Origin of the sequence: Microbacterium sp. ISL-103 (assembly GCF_018613995.1) — a bacterium.
Classification (GTDB): domain Bacteria; phylum Actinomycetota; class Actinomycetes; order Actinomycetales; family Microbacteriaceae; genus Microbacterium.
On sequence record NZ_JAGGPD010000514.1, the window covers coordinates 1 to 2,385 of the forward strand.

5 protein-coding genes and 1 pseudogene are annotated in these 2,385 nt (G+C 65.8%); 3 read left to right on the plus strand and 3 right to left on the minus strand.

From position 1 onward, the window contains the following. Nucleotides 1-123: 123 nt before the first annotated feature. Both J7E68_RS16840 and J7E68_RS16845 read right to left on the minus strand, forming a co-directional pair. Nucleotides 124-591 carry a BLUF domain-containing protein gene (locus tag J7E68_RS16840; protein ID WP_215174522.1) on the minus strand — a complete coding sequence of 156 codons (468 nt, stop codon included), beginning with the start codon at nt 589-591 and terminating at the stop codon, nt 124-126. Next, the gene (locus tag J7E68_RS16845; RefSeq protein ID WP_215174524.1) at nt 588-845 is read right to left on the minus strand and encodes a hypothetical protein; all 258 of its coding nucleotides are present in this window, start codon (nt 843-845) and stop codon (nt 588-590) included. Before J7E68_RS16845 ends, J7E68_RS16840 begins: the two co-directional genes overlap by 4 nt. A 77-nt stretch (nt 846-922) precedes the next feature. Between J7E68_RS16845 and J7E68_RS16850 the strand changes: the two genes are divergently transcribed. Next, nucleotides 923-1,240 (plus strand): NIPSNAP family protein, encoded by a 318-nt coding sequence (locus tag J7E68_RS16850; RefSeq protein ID WP_215174526.1) that lies wholly within the window; start codon nt 923-925, stop codon nt 1,238-1,240. A gap of 145 nt (nt 1,241-1,385) precedes the next feature. Further along, nucleotides 1,386-1,763: a sigma factor gene (locus J7E68_RS16855; RefSeq protein ID WP_215174528.1), complete on the plus strand. Its 378-nt coding sequence runs from the start codon at nt 1,386-1,388 to the stop codon at nt 1,761-1,763. 48 nt (nt 1,764-1,811) lie between these two features. On the opposite strand, the gene ykgO is transcribed toward J7E68_RS16855, so the two are convergent. Then, nucleotides 1,812-1,934: a type B 50S ribosomal protein L36 gene (ykgO, locus tag J7E68_RS16860; protein WP_215174530.1), complete on the minus strand. Its 123-nt coding sequence runs from the start codon at nt 1,932-1,934 to the stop codon at nt 1,812-1,814. Between the two features lie 84 nt (nt 1,935-2,018). Here ykgO and J7E68_RS16865 point away from each other — a divergent pair. Continuing rightward, a pseudogene (locus J7E68_RS16865) lies at nt 2,019-2,385 on the plus strand (hypothetical protein); the annotation flags it as partial.

The following is a 2,385-nucleotide window of genomic DNA, read 5'->3' on the forward strand; positions in this document are numbered from 1 at the left end:
CGCTCAGAAGCTGCCGATGCCCTTGCCGACGACCGGGACGAGCACGGTGGATGCGGCGATGATCTTACCGATCGCCTGCATCCACTTCGGCAGAGCCGGCTCCTGCCCCCAGGTCGGGAACTGCTACTCGGCTTCGGTGCCGGCCCGCTCTCGACCTGCGGACTCGCGCACCCGGAACCACAATGTGAGTTCCATGATCGCGCGGCCGATCATGTCGTGATCGCCGATGCGCAGATCGTCGAAGGAGTCGCGATAGCCCGAGGCCATCCCCGGCTCGGGAGCGACGAGAGACTGGTACCCCATCGTCCACTCATCGAATCGACGCTCGTGCAGCGGCTCTTCGAGCAGCACGCGGACATCCGTGTGCCGCGGATCTCTGCCGATCGCCTGCATCAGCGCTTCGACGTCGGACCTCGGACCCTCGAGGATCTGCACGAACTCTCCGCCGCGATAGAGCAGCATCCCGGTGATGTCGCGAGCACTGTTCCGCTCTCGACTCACCGCGAGCAGCTCTGCGAGCTCGCGCTCCCCGAACGTGTGAGTGGCGCTGCTGCAGTAGACGAGCGAGACGAGCGGGTGGGGCGCAGTCATCCGGCAGCTCCTCCCCGAGTCTCGATTCCCTCGGAGTTCGCACCGACCTGCAGTGCGGTCGTCACCGCGTCCATCGCCCGATGGTGGTCGGCGAAGTCGCCGACGGCCCGCGAGGCGGCGTCGAATGCGCGCCAGGCGCCGTCGGCTTGACGATCGATGTAGCCGAGGAACGAGCCGTCATGACTGCCGACGTAGAAGCCGTCGGCCACACTCGCCCAGAGCGGGCGGGAGGGGAGCGGCGATTGATCACCCATACCCTCAGCGTACATTCGAGACGGCGACCGGGCTCGGAGCGACGGCGCGTCCTGCGCGCTCTGACAGGATGAGCGACATGATCACCGTTCACCTGCGCTACGAGATCGATCCGGACAAGCTCGACGACTTCACCGAGTACGGCCGAGCGTGGATCCGACTTGTGGCGAAGCACGGCGGAACCCACCATGGCTATTTCATGCCGAGCGAAGGCGACAGCGACGAAGCGTTCGCGCTGTTCACATTCCCCTCCCTGGCCGAGTACGAGATCTACCGCACGGCCTCGAAGGCCGACCCCGAGTGCGTGGCGGCCTTCGAACTGGCCCGCAGAACGCAGTGCATCCGCCGTTACGAGCGCCGGTTCCTCAGCCCCGTCTTCTCGGCAGACGCCGACTGAGACGCCGAGCCCGTCGATGCGCTCACCGCATCCATGTCCTCGCGCGGTTTCGAGTCGACTTGAAGCACTCGAATCGACCTAGCACTACCGCGTCACCGTACGCAAGGGCGAACGCCCTTCTCCGTTCACATGCCACGATCGGCACATGAGCATCGCCCGCATCCCTCCCCGCATCGGCGGGGACGCGGCGTGGGGGGCCGAGGCCGATCTGATGACGCACATCGCGTCCGGCAGTCAGACGGCTCTCGCCCAGCTGTACGACCTCACGTGTGATCGCGTCTTCGGACTCATCCTCAGCGTGATCGATGCCCGCGCATCGGCCGAAGAGGTACTCCAGGACACGTACGTCCACGTCTGGTCGCACGCGCGGGAGTTCGCGACGTATCGAGGAACCGCGAGCGCGTGGATCGCGGAGATCGCGCGACGTCGTGCGGTCGAGCGCATCCAGTCGACCGCGCAGGCGCTGGCGACCGACATCCGCGACGGGCACTTCGAGGCTCCGCCCGGACGCCTGTCCGCGTGATCGAGTAGACCTCAGCCACTCCGCAGCGGCGAGTCCCTTTCGCCGCTCTCAGCCCTGACGGCCTTTGAACCGCGGGTTGATCTTGTTGATCACGAACACCTTGCCTCGACGGCGTACGACCTGGGCGCCGGGCTGATTCTTCAACGACTTGAGTGATGCGCGAACCTTCATGACGATCTCCTTATTGATAATGCTTCTCATTAACAGAGTAGGGTGAGATCCAGCATTCGGTCAAAAGGGAAGAGCAGGTAACCCGTGGGCAGCAGGAATCCCGTCGTCGTCGTCGGAGTATGCGCGCCAGAGCGCCGGTCGTACGCGGAGCGACTGGCGCAGGCGATCGATGGGCATCTGGCACCTCTGACCGACGGACAGCGGGCGCGAGGGCGACAACCCGTCGAGTTCTCCGCAGCGCATCCCTCGATCGCGTGGCGACCTGCGGAGATCGTCGCTGATCTTGCGAGCGAGCTCGACCTCCCCCACCTTCCCCTGACCCAGGACCCTGACGCGTTCGTCATCTGCGTGGTCGACACAGTGCACCTGGGTGACGACCTCCGCGACGGCTCACCCCCCATCCCAGCCCCCCCCGAGGGCGACGACCGACGAGACTTCGGGTCCCGCGCCC

What these genes read in the sequence shown, in the direction of transcription:
- J7E68_RS16840 (WP_215174522.1), bottom strand. Translation starts at nt 591, where the DNA reads ATGACTGCGCCCCACCCGCTCGTCTCGCTCGTCTACTGCAGCAGCGCC.
- J7E68_RS16845 (WP_215174524.1), bottom strand. Translation starts at nt 845, where the DNA reads ATGGGTGATCAATCGCCGCTCCCCTCCCGCCCGCTCTGGGCGAGTGTG.
- J7E68_RS16850 (WP_215174526.1), top strand. Translation starts at nt 923, where the DNA reads ATGATCACCGTTCACCTGCGCTACGAGATCGATCCGGACAAGCTCGAC.
- J7E68_RS16855 (WP_215174528.1), top strand. Translation starts at nt 1,386, where the DNA reads ATGAGCATCGCCCGCATCCCTCCCCGCATCGGCGGGGACGCGGCGTGG.
- ykgO (WP_215174530.1), bottom strand. Translation starts at nt 1,934, where the DNA reads ATGAAGGTTCGCGCATCACTCAAGTCGTTGAAGAATCAGCCCGGCGCC.